Source organism: Bacillus sp. AG4(2022), from assembly GCF_031844465.1.
Lineage (GTDB): Bacteria > Bacillota > Bacilli > Bacillales > Cytobacillaceae > Bacillus_AB > Bacillus_AB infantis.
This window is the reverse complement of sequence record NZ_JAUZVH010000004.1, coordinates 232,722-248,778: the sequence shown is the minus strand read 5'-3', so window position 1 is coordinate 248,778 and position 16,057 is coordinate 232,722. Positions and strand designations below refer to the sequence as shown.

The 16,057-nt window shown below is 50.8% G+C and carries 15 protein-coding genes; 7 read left to right on the top strand and 8 right to left on the bottom strand.

Annotated features, from left to right (window positions below):
* Positions 1-294: 294 nt before the first annotated feature.
* From Q9R36_RS12960 to Q9R36_RS12950, 3 genes are read right to left on the bottom strand one after another with little or no spacing between them, the layout of a single operon-like run.
* Positions 295-1,872, bottom strand: a complete 1,578-nt coding sequence (locus tag Q9R36_RS12960) for a response regulator (protein WP_311225274.1) — start codon at positions 1,870-1,872, stop codon at positions 295-297.
* Positions 1,850-3,322: a sensor histidine kinase gene (locus tag Q9R36_RS12955; protein ID WP_311225273.1), complete on the bottom strand. Its 1,473-nt coding sequence runs from the start codon at positions 3,320-3,322 to the stop codon at positions 1,850-1,852. Before Q9R36_RS12955 ends, Q9R36_RS12960 begins: the two co-directional genes overlap by 23 nt.
* A gap of 1 nt (position 3,323) precedes the next feature.
* Complete coding sequence (locus tag Q9R36_RS12950; protein WP_311225272.1) at positions 3,324-4,322, bottom strand: sugar-binding protein; 999 nt, start codon at positions 4,320-4,322, stop codon at positions 3,324-3,326.
* Between the two features lie 221 nt (positions 4,323-4,543).
* Here Q9R36_RS12950 and Q9R36_RS12945 point away from each other — a divergent pair, with 221 nt between their 5' ends.
* Positions 4,544-5,434 carry a helix-turn-helix domain-containing protein gene (locus Q9R36_RS12945; protein WP_311225271.1) on the top strand — a complete coding sequence of 297 codons (891 nt, stop codon included), beginning with the start codon at positions 4,544-4,546 and terminating at the stop codon, positions 5,432-5,434.
* Positions 5,435-5,446: 12 nt separating this feature from the next.
* Positions 5,447-5,824: a VOC family protein gene (locus tag Q9R36_RS12940; RefSeq protein ID WP_311225270.1), complete on the top strand. Its 378-nt coding sequence runs from the start codon at positions 5,447-5,449 to the stop codon at positions 5,822-5,824.
* A 29-nt stretch (positions 5,825-5,853) separates the two neighbouring features.
* Here Q9R36_RS12940 and Q9R36_RS12935 read toward each other — a convergent pair whose 3' ends face one another.
* The gene (locus tag Q9R36_RS12935; RefSeq protein ID WP_311225269.1) at positions 5,854-6,849 is read right to left on the bottom strand and encodes an HAAS signaling domain-containing protein; all 996 of its coding nucleotides are present in this window, start codon (positions 6,847-6,849) and stop codon (positions 5,854-5,856) included.
* Positions 6,836-7,183 (bottom strand): PadR family transcriptional regulator, encoded by a 348-nt coding sequence (locus tag Q9R36_RS12930; protein ID WP_224901825.1) that lies wholly within the window; start codon positions 7,181-7,183, stop codon positions 6,836-6,838. The genes Q9R36_RS12935 and Q9R36_RS12930 overlap by 14 nt, the downstream gene beginning before the upstream one ends.
* A 211-nt stretch (positions 7,184-7,394) precedes the next feature.
* On the opposite strand from Q9R36_RS12930, the gene Q9R36_RS12925 reads away from it, so the two are divergent.
* The 5 genes from Q9R36_RS12925 (at position 7,395) to Q9R36_RS12905 (ending at position 12,385) form a co-directional block, all read left to right on the top strand.
* The gene (locus Q9R36_RS12925; protein WP_311225268.1) at positions 7,395-8,225 is read left to right on the top strand and encodes a DegV family protein; all 831 of its coding nucleotides are present in this window, start codon (positions 7,395-7,397) and stop codon (positions 8,223-8,225) included.
* Positions 8,226-8,251: 26 nt separating this feature from the next.
* Entirely contained in the window at positions 8,252-9,160 is a 909-nt protein-coding gene (locus Q9R36_RS12920; RefSeq protein ID WP_311225267.1) for a Gfo/Idh/MocA family protein, read from the top strand.
* A 188-nt stretch (positions 9,161-9,348) separates the two neighbouring features.
* Positions 9,349-9,801 carry a DUF305 domain-containing protein gene (locus Q9R36_RS12915; RefSeq protein ID WP_311225266.1) on the top strand — a complete coding sequence of 151 codons (453 nt, stop codon included), beginning with the start codon at positions 9,349-9,351 and terminating at the stop codon, positions 9,799-9,801.
* Positions 9,802-10,017: 216 nt separating this feature from the next.
* The gene (locus Q9R36_RS12910; RefSeq protein WP_311225265.1) at positions 10,018-11,337 is read left to right on the top strand and encodes an MFS transporter; all 1,320 of its coding nucleotides are present in this window, start codon (positions 10,018-10,020) and stop codon (positions 11,335-11,337) included.
* A gap of 58 nt (positions 11,338-11,395) precedes the next feature.
* Entirely contained in the window at positions 11,396-12,385 is a 990-nt protein-coding gene (locus Q9R36_RS12905; protein WP_311225264.1) for an ornithine cyclodeaminase family protein, read from the top strand.
* A gap of 17 nt (positions 12,386-12,402) precedes the next feature.
* On the opposite strand, the gene Q9R36_RS12900 is transcribed toward Q9R36_RS12905, so the two are convergent.
* From Q9R36_RS12900 to Q9R36_RS12890, 3 genes are read right to left on the bottom strand one after another with little or no spacing between them, the layout of a single operon-like run.
* Complete coding sequence (locus tag Q9R36_RS12900) at positions 12,403-12,903, bottom strand: (2Fe-2S)-binding protein (RefSeq protein ID WP_311225263.1); 501 nt, start codon at positions 12,901-12,903, stop codon at positions 12,403-12,405.
* Positions 12,900-13,739, bottom strand: coding sequence for an FAD binding domain-containing protein (locus tag Q9R36_RS12895; RefSeq protein ID WP_311225262.1), 840 nt, complete (start codon positions 13,737-13,739; stop codon positions 12,900-12,902). The genes Q9R36_RS12900 and Q9R36_RS12895 overlap by 4 nt, the downstream gene beginning before the upstream one ends.
* Positions 13,736-16,057 carry a xanthine dehydrogenase family protein molybdopterin-binding subunit gene (locus Q9R36_RS12890; protein ID WP_311225261.1) on the bottom strand — a complete coding sequence of 774 codons (2,322 nt, stop codon included), beginning with the start codon at positions 16,055-16,057 and terminating at the stop codon, positions 13,736-13,738. The genes Q9R36_RS12895 and Q9R36_RS12890 overlap by 4 nt, the downstream gene beginning before the upstream one ends.

The window sequence follows — 16,057 nt, the reverse complement described above, 5'->3', positions numbered from 1 at the left end:
TTTTGTGAAAGCGTGTTCACCCATTAGAAATCTTGATTATATAGGAATTTTCAAAAAGGGAGTTCCTTGTCAAGGGGGAGTTGGTTTCCGTTCCAGGCACTTCGCTTTCCGCGGGGCGGAGTTGAGCCTCCTCGGAGCAAGCTCCTGTGGGGTCTCAACTCTTCCGCTATCTCCCGCAGGAGTCTACGTGCCTTCCACTCCAACCAACAGGTTTTTGAAACTTTTTTGCGTTCCACTGTTGGAGAGAAACACTTTTCCCCTTTTTATAAAAAAAGACCCCAAATTTGGAGTCCTTCAGCTTTCCTTGCGGTATTCGGTTGGCGATAGGCCGGTGTGTTTTTTGAAGACGCGGCTGAAGTAGTTGGGATCTTTGTAGCCGATGCTGTAGCAGATTTCCTTCAGGCTGAGGGAGCCTTCCTTGAGGAAATGCTTTGCCTTCCTGATCCGGACGTCGGTGACAAAATCGATGAAGGTCATCCCGAAGCGGTCTTTGAAAAGCTTGGAAAAATAGAACGGGCTCAAGTCTACATGTTCAGCAGCCGACTCAAGGGTAAGCGCCTCGGCATAATGGGCTTCGATATATTCCTTTGCTTTATAGAGCATATCTTTGGCATGGCTGTTCCGCCATGCCTGCACATCCCGGACTATGCGGAGAAGATGATTCTTTCCCTGCTCAAACAGGACCGCGCTGTCTTCAGAATCGCTGAGGTCGGGCACCTGCCTGTAGTCAATGCCAAGTTCATAGAGCATTCTCGATACCAGCACAAACAGCTCTTGAAGAGACCTGCGGATGTCCGCCGTTTCCTGTGCTTCCTCAGCATGGCTGACCATAAAGCGGTCAAAGGCTGACAGGACATGGTTCACATCTGCCTGGCGCACCGCTTCCAGCAGATCTTTCTCTGCGTTATAGCCAGGCGGCGGGCTTCCTGCGGCCGTTTTTCCCTGCTTTTCCCCGAATAAATAAGACCGTCCGGGCAGCTGCAAGAGCTTCTGAAGGGCCAGGACGCTTTCGTGATAGGATTTAGTCAGATCCTGCGCCTCCTCGTACGGTTGGCCAATTCCTGCCTTGAATTCCGCTTCTCCGAATTTCTTGGAGAATCTGGCAAGAAGAGCATCCAGCACGGTTTGGGACTTGGATTTGAAATGCATTTTTTCAGTCGGTTTTTGGCAAAGGAATAACACAGGAACCTGATCGTCAACGAGAGGCCCGACCATGGCCTCCTGGTGCTCAGGCAGGCTGGAGAGTGTTTCTTTGAGCCAGCTGTACCACTCTTTTTTCCGGTCCTCAGCAGCTTCCCTGCCAGGCTTAGGCTGATAGCTGAACAGCATGATATAGCCGGAGAGGATTTCAGTGCCCAAAAGCCGGCTCCAGCTCTCAAAGGTGATGTCCTGCACCTGGTTCATCATGAGGGAAGCGACCCACTCTTTTTGGGCAATGGATACTGCTTTTTCAAGGTTTTCCTTAAGGTTCCGCTCTTCCTCCCTTTTCCTGCGCTCTTCCATGATTTCGCCGGCCGCGCTTTCAAAGGCTGCGGTGATATCTGCCTTTGAGCTCGGTTTCAGGATATACTGCTTTACCCCCTGCTGCATCACCTTCTTGGCATATTCGAAGGTATCAAAAGCAGATACCATGATGAATCGCGTTTCCGGCCTGATTTTCCTGATTTCCCGGACAGCCTCGATTCCGTCCACACCCGGCATTTTAATATCCATAAATATAATATCCGGCTCATGCTCTACTGCCATTTCAATCGCGATCCGTCCATTGGCTGCTTCCCCTACCACCTCGGCATGATTGAATGAGCTGCGGATCATTTTGGCTACGGCCTTTCTCTCCAATACCTCATCATCAACGACCAGTACTTTGAGCAAGCTTTTCTCCCCCTTTTGCCCTGGCTGGGATCACCAGCCTGAAAGTAGTTCCCTTCCCAGGCGCTGATTCGATTTCCACGACATCCATTTTCTGATAAAACAGCTGCAGCCTCTTCATGACATTCCTGACCCCGATGCCTGTCGAGTGTCCGGTTGGCTGCTCCTTGGGCACAGTTTCCTCCAGCCCCTCTGCATAGGCCAAGAGCCTTCTTTTGGCTTGCGGGTCCATCCCGGGGCCGTTATCGCTGACTTCTACAAGAATTTCATCACTTCTGCGGTTGATGCCCAGGCGGATGACCCCATTTTCCTCATACTCTTCCACCCCGTGTATGAAGGCATTTTCTATTAATGGCTGCAGGGTCAGCCCCGGTATTTCGATGTCCAGGCAGTCTTCTTCAATGTCAGTGATAAAACGGATGCGGTCTCCAAAGCGCGTCTGCTGGATATAAAAATACTCCTTTACCACCCTGACCTCTTCCCTGAGAGTCGAGGCTTTGTCCAGATCCCCCAGGTTGTAGCGAAGCAGCGCCCCAACAGATTCAATGAGGCGCGAGGTTTCCTCGGCATCCTCCAGATACGCCATTTTAGATATCGTATTCAGTGTATTGAATAGAAAATGCGGATTGATCTGGTTCTGGAGACTCCTGAGCTCCAGCTCCTTCAGCAGCTTGTCCAATTCTGACTTCTGCTTGATTTCAATGACCAGTGTCCTGAGGTTTTTCCTCATCTGGTTGAAGGTATCTGTCAGCAGCTTCAGTTCATCCTTGGCCGCCACTTTGATTTCTTCGCCTTCCAGATTCCCTTTTGCAATCTGCCTCGCCGCCTCTGAAAGCTTGGAGATTGGCTTCGTAATCCCTCCTGATATCCAGAAGGCGAGCAGCGTGCTTAAAAAGAAGGCTGCGGCAAAGAGGGACAGGGAAAGCATTTTATAATAGTGATTCTGCTGCTCCATCTGCCTGTAGAAGGAACGGTAGTCGGTCAATTTATTGTTTAACAGGGCAAGCGTATTTTCCTGGAGGAAACCGCCGATTTTAAGCACCTCATTCAGATGGCCCGAGTAGGTGTTGATTTCATCCCGCTGAAAGGCTTCCAGTGAGGCATCTGTTTCCTCCAGGAAGCTGTCGATCATGTTTTTATAGTTAACGAGCGTCAGATCATTAGTGCCCATAATCTCATAGAGCCTTTTCTGGTCATCCACAAGCTTTATTTTTTCCTGCTCATATTCAATCAGGTACGTATGGTCCTTATCTGTGATATAGGCCTTCAGCTTCTCTGTCACCAAATCGGTCCGCTGTGAGATATCGTTAAGAAGAAGGAATCTCTCAAAGCTGTTGTCATACTCAGTGACCAGTTTTTCGCTGGCTTTATAGAAAAACAGGCCGACAGACGTCAGGAGGGCAACGAGGACAATAAAATATAAGAGCAGCTTTGACCTTATTCGGAACAGCATATCAGTGGACCTCCCTGATTTGTTCCTGACTGCTGATCGGCAGGTCTGCTTTTCTCAGAATCTTTGTGTCGGTATGGACAAGGGGCGGAACCTCCCTGCCTTCAAGCAGGTCGATCATCATCCGCACGGACTGATAGCCCATCTCGAACGGCTCCTGGACGACCGTTCCCTGGATGGTGCCATTCTTCATATAATCCAGGGTTTCGGGAAGCGTGTCGAATCCCATGATATAAATGTCCCCCTGCTTCTGCATCATTTCAACCACCTGGGCGATCCCGATGGCATCAAGGGCACTGGTTCCGTAGAAAGCGGTTACATTCGGGTGCTCTTTTAAGATCTGGTATGCCTTTTCGGCTGCCTTTACCCTGCTGATCTCCGACTCTTCCACATCAATGATCCGGATATTCTTTTCGCTTCCTACTGCAGCCTTGAAGCCGTTTACCCGCTGGATCTGGTGGTTTGCATAGAAATTGCCCGTGATGATGGCCACTTCAGCCTTTCCGTTCATATCCTTCACAAGCGCCCTTCCGGCCAGATAGCCGGCATAATAATTATCAGTGCCGATATAGGCTAGGCGTTCACTGTTGGCTGCATCTGTATCAATGGTGATAACAGGGGTTTTCTCGACCACTTTGTTGATAAGCGGCGTAAACTGCTCATCGCTAAGGCCCTGGGTGATGATACCATCAACTTTAGAGGCAGCTGCCTTTTCAATGGTTTCCAGATGTTCATCAATGCTGGCCTGATTCGGACCGGCATATTCGAGGACAACGCCCGCTTCCTCCGCAGCTTTCCTGGCCCCTTTTTCAACAAGCCTCCAGTACTCATTATCCAATTCCTCCGGCACAAGCACAAAGTGATAGCGGTAATCCTCAAGCTTGCCGGATTCCTGGGGAACATGATGGGCAATCACTTTATATCCATAGAAAACAGCCATGGTACAGCTGATGACAAAAAAGAAGCTTAGAGATGTATAGGCAAACACTGACCATTTGCTCATGGCAGACAACCCTCTTTTATTTGGAATGGTAGATTGATAGGGATAAGGACCGAAGCCTAAGCCTTGCTTAAGCGAATAGGAATATTATAACGCCTCTTTTCAAAAGGTGGTATAATTTTCAGAATTTCAGAAGGAAATTTAGGAATAATAGACTCTAAAAAAAGAGATAGAGGTTATAATAGAAAAATGGGAATTTATGAAAAATTATCCGGGGAAGAAGAATGAATATTACCTCCAATTATGTGCTCCATGCCAGGAGCAATGAATTTTACTGGGAAGGCAGCGGCCAGCTGTCGGTCAAAACCTTCCGAAACGGCAGTGCCCAGTATAAAAAAGGCCCGGGAACTTACGCTGTAGAGGAAGGCCGCTATCTGCTTTTAAATGAGGGAGATTATGCCCTTTCAATTGAGGAGGCAGTTCCGGTCGAGTCGTTTTGTGTATTCTTCCGAAAAGGGTTTGCGGGGGAGGTGCTGCAGTCGCTCACTGCCAGTCCTGATAATCTTCTCAGCGACCCATTCCGTCCTGCCTATGATGAAGGATTCTTTGAGAGGACATACCAGCCCGGAGCCGGTTTGAACGGCCAGCTGGCCGGATTGCAGAAAGCACAGCTGCTTTTGGAAAATCCAGCTGACTATGAAGAGCTTTTTTACCCGCTTATGCAGGAGATTCTCCGCGAACAGTCATATGCAAGAAGGGAATTTTCAGCTATCGGAGCCGAGCGGCGTTCAACACGGGAGGAACTCTATAAACGCCTGATGATAGCCTATGAATATATAAGGGCCTGCTATGCAAGCCCGGTTTCTTTGGACGAGCTCTCAAAAATCGCCTGCCTATCACCTAACCACCTGCTCCGCACCTATACAGGATTCTTCGGCAGGACGCCACATCAGCATCTGGCAGAGTTCCGGATCATAAAGGCGAAGGAGATGCTGGAAAAAGAGGAATGGAGTATGACGGATATCAGCTTTGCAGTAGGTTTCCAGACCCCCTCCTCCTTCAGCAAAATGTTCAGGAAGCATACAGGGCTGTCCCCCCTCCAGCACCGGAAAAAGGTGAGATTGGACAAGAATGAGGCGGGTTTTTCAACTATGCTAGAGAAGAAGAATAGTTAAGGAGTGACAGAAATGCAGCAAATCCAGAAAGTCAGCCAAATCGGCATCCCGGTCAAAAATATTGAAAGAGCAGTCCCGTTTTACCGGGATGTACTGGGCCTTTCCCTCTTATTCAGCATGGAGACAATGGCGTTCTTTGAGTGCGGCGGACAGCGCCTGATGCTGAGCCTGCCGGAAAAGGAAGAGTTTGCCCACCCAAGCTCAGTCCTTTATTTCCAGGTGGGGGATATCCGGCAGTCATACAGGGAGCTCGCTGAAAAAGGGGCAGGCTTTACAGGCGAGCCGCATATGGTGGCCAAAATGGGAGACACCGAGACATGGATGGCATTTTTTCAGGATACTGAAGGAAATACCCATGCCTTGACGAGCGATATTCCGGTACAGCTTTAAACCCGCCTTTTATGGCGGGCTTTTCTTTTTCAGCGGATCCGGGATTTTTTGAAGGCGTGGTACACCTCTATCGCACCAAAGACGATGATGGAGACAATGCCGCCCCAGAGAACCCAGTGTTCGAGGCGGAGCGAAGCATGGAAGAGTCCATCCATATAATCTGTAAATCCCTTGTTCCAAACCGAAGCATTGCTGAAGACCAGGATAAAGGCTGCTAAGGATACAGCCTGTGAGGCAGCTGCCAGGTTTGCCATCCCCTTCGTCCACTGTCCCTTCATCCATTTAAACGAAATCAATACGAGCTCCAGAATGACGGCAGCTATTACAATTGGCCAATAGGACAGCAGGATATCCTGCTGGAATACCGGTATCCTGAATTCCAGTCCGGCACCGCCTTGTTCATACAGTCCGATGATCCTATCAGCATTGAAATAGAGGGCGGCGAAAATAATGGTCATGATCAGGCTTGCGATCGGCTCATGCTTCGGAATCCTTTTTTCCCTGCTGATCTGGGGGACGTTTTTAAGGTCATTAGGAGTCCATTTTTGCAGACTGTCTGTTACCGGCTCCTGATTATTTCCTTTGTCTGTCCGTTCGATGACGGCAAACACCAGTGTCAGCCAGAATAGCGTTTGGATGCCTGCGCCGAGCATCCCCCAAATGCCAGTTCCAAAGACAGCGAGAATAATATCGAGCGCAGATTCGCCAGTGTGACGGGCCATAATTTCAACAGCTGCATTTGCAAGGAATGCGATAACAGCAGCGATGGGCAGAATCAGCTTGATGAGATGCACGTAAACATCGAAATACCGAGGGCCGATCAGGTGCATGGGCCGTTCCATGTAATTCGCTGCCAGCCGTGCCGGGCTGCCCAGCTTTATGAGCACTTCTTTTATATCTTTCTCTTCAAAATCATCCGGAAGCATATCCTCGATTGTCGAACGCAGCTCCAGTCCAATATCCTCCCGCTTGCCTTCCGGAAGGCGGCGCACCACCTCCTGGATGTAAAGCTCAATCAGGTTCATCCTTTCCATCCCCTTTCAGCAGGCCGCGAAGGTCCTGTGTGCTCCGCTCCCACTCTTTTTTCAGCTCTTTGTAAACCTCTGTACCGTAATCACTCAGCACATAGTAGCGGCGCGGCCTGCTTTCGCTCGTATCCCAGCTGCTTGTGACAAGCTCCTGCTTTTCCAGTCTTCTCAGGAGCGGGTACAGGGTGCTCTGCTCAATCGCAATGCCGCCCGCTTCCAGCCTTTGCACCAGCGAATAGCCGTATTGGGGCGTATCCAGCTGGCTGAGCACCGCAAGCGTCAATGTCCCCCTCCTCAATTCCGTCATTAAACTGTTCAGCAATGAATCCATCAGCTTCACCTCATTGATCTCAAGTATTTCTGGGTTGTTTGCTATATGTCATACAGTATACTATATACTATGCGATATACACTATTGTTGATCACATAATATTTGATTTATTAAAAAATGAAGCACCTGCCCATACCTTTTTTGGCGGAATTGCTATAATCAGGGAGACGGCAGCAAATCATATAACCAACATAAAGGGGGCATGAAGCCAATGGTTCAGCTTATTACAGACAGCTCCGCCGATCTGCCCTTGGAGCTGATTGAAAAATACAGGATTAAAGTTGTCCCTCTATCGGTCCGGATCGGAGTTTCCGAATATCAGGAGAGAATCACAATCACACCGGAGGAATTTTATGAAAAAATGTTCGCCTCTGATGAGCTGCCAAAAACCTCGCAGCCTTCGCCTTCAGACTTCGCCAATGTGTTTACGGAGCTGGCAAAGAACGGGGAGCCGATGCTCTGCTTCACGATCTCCTCAGGCTTGAGCGGGACGTATCAGTCTGCCTGCCTCGGTAAGGAAATCTCCGGTGCGGACGTGACGGTGTTCGACACGCTTGGCGGGTCTCTTGGGCATGGAATCCAGATTATTAAAGCAGCTGAAATGGCGGCCGAAGGAAAGCCTCTTGAGGAAATCGTCGAGGGGCTTCAGCAGATCAGGGACCGGATGACGATCCTTATCCTGCTCGACACATTGGAGAATGTGGTCAAAGGCGGAAGGCTCGGCAAATTCCAGGGTTCCATCGCCAAGGTGCTGAATATCAAGATCATCCTGGAAGGAATCAAGGGGAATATTGAAATGCTGGAAAAGATCCGCGGCAATAAGCGGTTTTTTAAACGGTCTTTAGACCTTATCGGAGAGCGTTCGGCCGATTTTTCCAATACAGTCTTCGGGATTACCCATACAGGGAATATAGAAGATGCGGAGTATTTAAAATCTGAGATTGAAAGCCGGTACCATCCGAAGGAAATCATCGTCAATTATATGGGTGCGACGATGGGCACCTATGCGGGCAAGGGCGGGATCATCATTTCATTTGTGTAAAATCAGAATTGGAACGGAGTGAGCATATGAAAATTGGCATCATCGGCCTTGGGGACATTGCTAAAAAGGCTTATCTGCCTGTATTGTCTGAACAGGAAAATATTGAGCTTGTGCTTTGTACGAGAAATGCGGAGACGCTCAATCACCTTGCAGATAAGTACAGAATCAGGGAAACTGCCGCCACTGTTGAGGAGCTGATTGCTGCCGGGGCTGAAGCAGTCATTGTCAGCACGGCGACCGAGGCCCATTTTGACATAGCAGAAAAACTGCTTTTGCATGGCATCCATGTATACATAGACAAGCCGGTTTCCATGAACTTAGAAGAAACCGAAAAGATTGTCAGTCTGGCAAAAGAAAAAGGCAAAATTGCCATGGTCGGCTTTAACCGCCGCTTCATCCCAAGGGTTAGGGAGCTGAAGGAGCATGGCAGGGCGAGCCTGATCCTGATGCAGAAGAACCGCTTCTCCTCCCCTGACGCCGTGAGGAGATTTGTGGTGGAGGACTTCATCCATGTCGTTGACACCCTTCGTTTCCTCATGGATGAGCCGGTCAAGGATGTTACTGTCCAGTCAAAAGGATCAGGCGGCAAGCTGGATCACCTCATCGTCCAGCTGATTGGGGAAAGCAGCACGGCGGTCGGCATTATGAACCGCAATGGCGGGGTTACGGAGGAAATCATCGAATACAGCACCGGCCAGGACAAATTTGTGGTCAATGCCCTTGTTGAAACGGTCCACTATCATGACAAAAGCATTCAGGTGACCAAATTCGGCGACTGGGAGCCCACGCTCTACAAACGCGGCTTCTACCAGCTGATCGGCCATTTTCTCGACGCTGTCCGGCAGAATAAAACCACGGATCCCTCTATTGATGACTCGCTCATTACCCATCAGATCTGCGAGCAGATAGTCAGACAGATTAATCCGGAGGCTTGAGCAGGACGAAGGGACAGGTTTCCTGGCCCAATCTTTGAATGACAATGGAATAAAAGGAAAGCCGGAGACATCTGTTTCCGGCTTTTTGTGCTGGCCTGCGGTATAAGCTGCCTGGAGAATTTCTGGTTTGTTCCGGGTGCAGCAAGGGAACGAGCATTATAGATACTATAGAGAAAGAGGGGTTTGCAATGAAGCATTACGGAAGATTCGGATTGATGATCGCCGTTTCGACGGTCATTATGTTCGGACTTATGTATTTGAATGTTTTTCAGCTCGATCATATTTTTTACAGCGAGACACGGGTGTATATGGCGCTGATCATGGGATCGGCCATGGCCATTGTCATGCTTTTATTTATGTGGAATATGTATAAAAACAAGAAACTGAACTATCTGATTTTAGCAGGGAGCGCTGTTGTATTTGCTGTTTCCCTCTGGCTTGTCCGCAGCCAGGCTACCATTGAGGACACCGCGTGGATGAAAGCGATGATCCCTCACCACTCCATCGCCATCCTGACGAGTGAACGCGCCAGCATTTCGGATCCCAGGGTCAAGAAGCTCTCTGAAGATATCATTGAAGCGCAGCGCAGGGAAATTGAGGAGATGAAGAAGCTGATTGAGGATCTGGAAGAACAGGAGTAGAGGCACAGCCTAGATGAGAAAGAAAAGCCAGACAGAGGGCCAGTAAATCTGGCCCTCTGTATTTTTCTGAAAATTTATAATTCATCGTTTTTTCTCTTGTTTCCGGCAGTCATAAATTATATCCTAGTCTGTATAGCATTTTGCCCCCGGCCTGTCTTGCCACTTTTTCATTCTATACATAAATAAGGCCGGGCCAATACAAGAGGAGAGATGCCCATGGAGAAGAAGCTGGCGAATAAGGTATTGATTGCGAGTCTGATAGGGAGTTCGATTGAGTGGTTCGATTATTTTTTATACGGGACGGTGGCAGCGCTTGTTTTTAATCAGGTGATTTTCCACAGTGAGGATCCGGCGGTCGGCCTGCTGCTCGCGTATGCGTCATTTGCGCTCGCATTTTTCATCCGTCCGCTGGGCGGTGTGATTTTTGCCCATATCGGCGACAGGATCGGCAGGAAGAAAACGCTTGTCCTGACATTGTCGCTGATGGGGGGATCGACCGTTTTAATGGGTCTTTTGCCTACATATGCGTCCATTGGGGTGGCAGCGCCCATCCTTTTGATTATTCTGCGCCTGATCCAGGGCATCGGCCTTGGCGGCGAGTGGGGCGGAGCGCTCCTGCTTGCAGTCGAGTACGCTCCTAAAGAGAAGCGCGGCCTGTTCGGCAGCGTCCCGCAGATGGGCGTAACGATCGGGATGCTGCTCGGCACACTGGCATTATCCATCATGTCACTGCTCCCGGAAGCGGCATTCATGTCATGGGGCTGGCGCGTCCCTTTCATTCTTAGCGCCCTGCTCGTCATTTTCGGGCTGTGGATCCGCAAGGGCATCGATGAGACGCCATCTTTCAAGAAAGCCCAGGAAAAAGGCGAAATTGCGAAGGTTCCGTTCCTCGAAACAATGCGCACCAATTGGAAGGAAGTGCTGATTGCAGTCGGCGCCAAGGTAGTCGAAACTGCGCCGTTTTATATTTTTTCAACCTTCATTGTTTCCTATGCGACCACCCAGCTCGGCTTTTCGCGGACTGTGACGCTCAATGCGGTCACGATTGCCACGATCGTCACAACCATCCTGATTCCGATCATGGGCGGCCTCTCGGATAAGATTGGCCGAAAGAAGCTTTATGTCGGGGGCACAATCTTAATGATGCTCTATGCTTTCCCCTATTTCTGGATGCTTCAGCAGGGGTCTGCCCTTATGCTGATTGTTGCCACAGTTCTCGGCCTCGGCATCATCTGGGCTCCGATCACGGCGGTGCTCGGGACCATGTTCTCTGAGATTTTTAAATCGAATGTCCGCTATACCGGCATTTCGCTGGGCTACCAGATCGGAGCTGCCCTTGCCGGGGGAACGGCGCCTCTGATTGCGACCGCCCTGCTCCAGGCATACGACAATTCCTATGTCCCGGTCGCTCTTTATATCATGCTGACAGCCGCCATCTCTCTGGTAGCCGTGGCAAGCATTAAGGACCGGAACAATCAGGACCTGGACACCGGCACCGTAATCACGGAAAGTACAAAAACAAACGCTACGATTTAAAAAATGAAAAAGGAATTGCTCCGGCAGTTCCTTTTTTTCAGAAAGAGAGGAATTATGAATGCTTATTTTATCTGAAAAAGAAATACGATCCTTTTATTCTATGAAAAATGCCCTCCAGGATATGAGGGAAGGGCTGATCCGCCAAACGGAAGCTGAAATCCTCAATCCGCACCGGACAGTCCTCGATATCCCCGAGCATGAGGCATCTGCCCTGTATATGCCTTGCGCCATGCCATCGGCTGGAAAAACCGTTGTCAAAGCTGTCACCATTTTCCCGCACAACCCTTCCATCGGCAAAAAAACGACCCAGGGGGTGATTCTATTAAGTGATGCCAGGAATGGCGATCACCTTGCCCTTTTGAATGCCTCCTATCTGACGAGCCTTCGGACCGGGGCGATCAGCGGGGTGGCAACTGCGCATCTGGCGCGGGAGGATGCCCGCACGGCCGCCGTCATCGGCTGCGGAGCAATGGCCGAGGAACAGCTGCAGGCCGTCTTAGAGGTAAGGAAGATCTCGAGCATCATCCTTTATAACCGCACGACGGAAAAGGCCCATCGCTTTGCCGGGAAAATTAAAGATCTCTGCCCGGACTTTGACGGGACAGTCACAATCGCCGGCGAAGCTGACAGTGCCGCTGCCGAAGCGGATATCATTATCTGCGCCACCCGCTCTTCCACCCCTGTTTTTTCAGGGGATGCGCTCAAGCCGGGCACTCATATCAACGGTGTCGGCTCTTATCAGCCTCATATGCAGGAGGTGGATGAAGAGACCATTCTTAAGTCCTCCAAAATTGTCGCTGATACGCTTGAAGGTGTGAAGGAAGAGGCCGGTGACTTGATTATCCCGGCAAATTCAGGGGTCTGGAGCTTTGACAGGCTGCATGGGGAACTTGGGGAACTGGCGGCCGGAAAGATTCCTGGCCGGGAAAATGACCAGGAAATCACCTTTTTCAAATCGGTCGGCACAGCTTACTTCGACCTGGCAATTGCCAGTGCCGTCTACCAGAAAGCACTCGAACTCGGAGCAGGCACTGAAGTGGAAGTATAGGAAAGGGAGGGACAGGCTTACTGTCCCTCTTTCGGCTGAGCCAAGGGGTCTGACCCCTTGGCGCCCTGCCGCAGCACCGAGTGGATGGCCTGCTGGATTTCTTTGTATCCGGTGCATCTGCAGATATTGGATTGGAGCCAGTCTGTTATGGTTTCTTCGTCTGCACGCGGGTTTGTCTGGGCGAGGCCATGCCCGTTCATGATGAAGCCGGATGTGCAGTAGCCGCATTGGAAGGCAAAGTTTTCGATAAAGGCTTTCTGGATCGAGGCATTCTTCAGCCCCTCAATCGTCTGGATCCTCTTTCCTTCTCCTTCAACCGCCAGCATCAGGCAGGATTTCATCGGGACTCCATCAGCCAGAACGGTGCACGCCCCGCAGTCGCCGTTCAGGCAGCCCGGCTTTGAGCCTGTCAGGCCCAGGCGCACCCGGAGAACATATAATAAAGTATCTGCAGGCCTTGCGGTCAGCCCGATTTCCTCTCCGTTTACAATAAGCATCAGCTGCTTGGAACCGGTCATTGCCTCTCACCCTCTAACTGTTGGATAGAATCGGATATGGTGTTCCTTAATACGAATAACCTGTACTCTTTCGATCCTTCGACATCATCCAGGATGGGCTGCGGCAGATAGCCGAGAGCTCTTTCAGCCCGGTCCGCAGCTGTCAGTGCCCTGTCATTCAGCACCGTCTCCACTTCCCTGGATCGGAACGGGAAAGGGCAGACTCCGCTGAAGGCCATCCGGATCTCCCCTTCTTTCAAAAGCGCGGCCGCCGTTACGAGCGGGTAGCCTGTGTCCCACTGTTTTCTTCTTTTAATGCTCACGTACGGCAATTCTCTATACTCTTTTTCTACCAGTATGGAAAAGAGGAATTCCCCTTCTTTGAGCCTGATCTCCTGATCAAATACGTGATGGATTGGATGGTACACAAGCCCTTCTGTTCCGGCAATCCCGAGCAGGCAGTCTGACAGCAGCAGCGGCAGGACGGCTTCCCGGTAAAAAAACTGGCCGCAGATATTTCCGGCAAGTGTAATTTTATTGCGTGAGGTCCTATCGGCAATTTCGTTTGAGGTCTTTGCGAGCAGCGGGAACAGATTGGATTCCGCAATGGCGGTCAATGCAGCCCCTCCCCCAAAAATTAAATATTGCCCATCTTCTCCCATCCCCTGATATCCTTCGGCTCCTTTCAGATCAATAACGGCATCTGTGTAAACAAGATTGAGCCTTCCCAATGTAATCAGCTCGGTGAGTCCGGAAAAATAGGATGGCTTTTTCCCGCTGTTTCTATATTCATAGTATTGCCTGACTGCCTCCTCAATGGACTGCGGCTTGCTGTATTGGAAGTCAAAAGGAATCATTGCTTCACCCCGCTGACTTTCCTCCACAATGTTTCAGGCAGGAGAGGAAGGGTATCAAGCTGGACACCTAGGGCGAGGGACAGGGCGTTCCCAAGCGCGGCAGGCATGCCGATGAGTCCATGCTCGCCAGCACCCCTGGCACCATAAGGGCCTGCGAGATGAGGCGTTTCAATAAATTCAATGACATATTCCGGCTCTTCTCCATAATGGAGCGGGCGGTATGTTCTGAGCTGCGGATTCAAGACTCTCCCCTCCCGATCAAACACAAAAGATTCCCTGGCAGCAAAGGCGATCCCCATATTCATTGCCCCCATCACCTGGCCCAGGGCTCCTTTTTCATTTAATACCTTCCCAATATCCATGACCGTATAGGCTTTCAGAATTCTGTATGTTAGGTCCCTTTTATCAAGCTCCACTTCAATTCCCTGGGCAGCCACCGTCCATTCGGGGCCGGGATCGCCTGCACCTGTTTCCGGGTCAAGATAGGAAACGCGCGGCGGGGTATAATGCCCGACAGCAATGATCTGCCCTCCGATCGTATGGCCATTCGGATACGTGTAGCCGTATGCCAGCTCCCTTATGTCCAGCCCGATATGGGGACGGTCCGTTATAAATACTCTCCCGCCGGCGGTCTCGAGGTCATCTGCCGGAGCCTGCAATACGCAGGATGCCAGGTCCTTCAATTGCCGGATGGCATCCTCTGCGGCTGCCAGGACTGCCTTGCCAGCCATATGGACCCCCTGGCTCCCGACCGTTTTCCAATGCTCAGGAACGGTCCGGGTATCAACTGCCATTTTCACATGAATCTGATCGACATTCATTTTCATCCGCTCAGCCAGCATCTGGGCAAGTACGGTTTTCGTCCCGGTCCCGATCTCCACCACCCCTGACATCAGGTTGAGGCTTCCGTCCGGATTGAACGTCAGAATCACTCCTGAAGTGGCATCAGTATCAAAGGTGGATGTTTTCCATACACAGCAGACGCCTTTTGCCCGGATGGTCCGCTCACCGATTTCCAGCAGCTGCCCTTCATTCCATTTCATCAATGCCTTCAAGCGCTCAGTGCACAATGGCAGATTCCCGATCCTGCTTGGGCTGAGCAGCACCTGTGTCGGCGTGGTATCGCCTGCTCTAATGCTATTTTTCAAGCGAAGCTCCAGCGGGTCCATGGACAATTTTTCAGCCAGCACATCCATTGTCCGTTCGAAGGCAAAGTGGACCTCGCTGTGGCTGTAGCCCCGGTATGCCCCTGGATAAGGATGGTTGGTGTAAACACAGTAGGAGTTGCAGCAGATGTGATCGATTCTGTATGGTCCGGTGCAGTCGACCGCAGCGGCGCGTGTGATATCAACCGATTTATCGGAATAGGCGCCTCCGTCAAAAAAGAATTCGATTTCAGCCGCCTTGAGGATGCCGTCCCTTGTGGCGCCGAGCCTAACAGTAGCGTCAAGTCCAACATGGACAGGAGAGGTGATCATATCCTCTTCTCTTGTATTCAGCAGCTTGACGGGCCTGCCGCCTACTGCAAGGGAAGCCAGATAGGCGATGACCTCCAGCTGCACCGAAGCTTTCCCGCCATATGCCCCGCCGACAAGCGGTGTGTGGACGATCACTTTTCCGGAAGGGATGCCGAAATACCATTCCATCAGTTTTTTAATGGCAAAAGGAGCCTGGCTGGACGCTGTGAAAATCACCTCGCCGTTTTCACGGACTTCAGCCGTGGCACAGCGGGTTTCCATGGCGGCATGGTCGGAGGGCGGGAAGGAGATTGAAAACACTGCCTCCACTTCGCTCTCCCTGAAGCCCTCCTCGATATTTCCTTTGCGGATTTTGTCCATGCTGGCAATATTGGTGCCTGGCACGGGATAGACTCTTTCCCTTTTTTCATAGCTTCCGAGATTCTCATGGACGAGCGGGGCGTCGCTTCTAAGGGCTTCCCTTGGAGAGTGGACGGCAGGGAGCGGCCTGTACTCGGCCTTGATCGCGTCCACCCCCTTTTTTGCGTTCAGCGGTGTATCCGCAACAACGACCGCCACAGGTTCCCCATGGTATCTCACCCTTTTATAGGCAATCGGCGGCCTGTCTTTGATTTCTTCGCCGGCAAGCGGAAAGGGCTCATTTCCTAATACTGCTTTTACACCGGGGATTCTCTTTGCTTCCGAGAAGTCAATGGAGACTATATCGGCATGGGAATACGGACTGATTAGCATCTTGGCGTGCAGCGTCCCTGTCTGCTGATAATCATTGGTATACTTCGCTTTGCCGGTCACTTTATCATAGGCTTCCTTGCGGATGACACTTTCTCCGATATAGTCCAA